At 38.8% G+C, this 1,162-nt stretch carries 1 protein-coding gene and 1 pseudogene; both read right to left on the bottom strand.

Features of this window, described 5'->3' with window-relative positions:
* Positions 1 to 111: 111 nt before the first annotated feature.
* Positions 112 to 726, bottom strand: a complete 615-nt coding sequence (locus tag R7Z49_RS23495) for a hypothetical protein (RefSeq protein WP_318112143.1) — start codon at positions 724 to 726, stop codon at positions 112 to 114.
* Between the two features lie 91 nt (positions 727 to 817).
* Positions 818 to 901: pseudogene (locus R7Z49_RS28160) on the bottom strand (integrase); the annotation flags it as partial.
* Positions 902 to 1,162: the final 261 nt, after the last annotated feature.

Raw genomic sequence — 1,162 nt, 5'->3', positions numbered from 1 at the left:
GTCTTAAACCAGCAAGTTCAGCACCAACCTCGATAATTCGGTCATAGTTCGTTGTAAAAATATGCAATCTGTCGCGTGTAGCGGTTCTACTTGCAAAGCTCATTAAGAAACTCACAAGATAATTGAAAATTTCCTCTTTTCGTTTTTTTCAGCACTTTTAATTAAGTGTTCTCCTGTACTGACAGATTTTGAAAACTCACCTAGACATCGAGACAATTCCCCCTTAATTGCAGCTAAATCAGCTTTTAGGTCTCTATAGGCTGCATATGGAGCCGGGGGGTTTTCAGGTTGCGGGCTATCCAACACTGTTAAAATTTCAAGACCTTTGATAAGTTCATTAATAGCTCTAATTTGATCTTCTATATTTCCTTGTGCGCGACCAGCCGATTTGGCAGCTTTTGTAGCGAATTCATTTATTTCGCTTTGACAGACCGCTAGATCACTGATCCACCCCATTCCAACGGGTGGCACGCCTGTAGCCGACATTTGAATAGACGTACTTAAACCCGCACCGATCAATAGATTTAAATGTTCGGATTGAAAAAGTGCTGTTAACCAAGGCTCAATATTTTGGCGTAATTTCTCTATTGATATTTTAGAACCCTGTTCTCCCCATGAAGTATTCGTTGATAGGATAAAAGGATAAGAATCACTTTGCTCATTGGAGTTTGGTGTTAGCTCAATAATATCAGGAACACTGCCAACTTTAATTTGCTGAATAGTCATAAATACACTTCTCATATTTGTGTGAAAGATATAGCGTTGGGGACACAAACGTCTGCCATGAATATTTACAACTTAAGCCGTTGGCATTGAATCATCCGTCACAACTATCTGAAATCCTTAGTACATCTTCAATCTCGACACCAAGGTGTTCAATCGTGCTTTCGAGCTTAGCATGACATTTTACAATACAGAACGTTTGCATACATATTTGAGGTATCCAAGCCCAAATATGTATGAATTAAAAATGAAGATATTGAGAAAAGTGGCTTAGCTGGGTTGGTCGATTTTGGTTGGCCACGTCAGTTCCTCGCTCATAGCTATCTGTCCGATGTCCAACTCTATTTATCGAAACTACTACAAACACATTTTTGCAAATTTGTCGCAGTTACATAAATGCATATTGATTATTTTTTCTGCTCCATTAGTCCTGCAAAAC

It is taken from the genome of Vibrio sp. 1562, assembly GCF_033340155.1.
GTDB classification, from domain to species: Bacteria; Pseudomonadota; Gammaproteobacteria; order Enterobacterales; family Vibrionaceae; genus Vibrio; species Vibrio alginolyticus.
The sequence above is the reverse complement of the archived record's forward strand: the minus strand, read 5'-3'. Positions and strand labels throughout refer to the sequence as shown.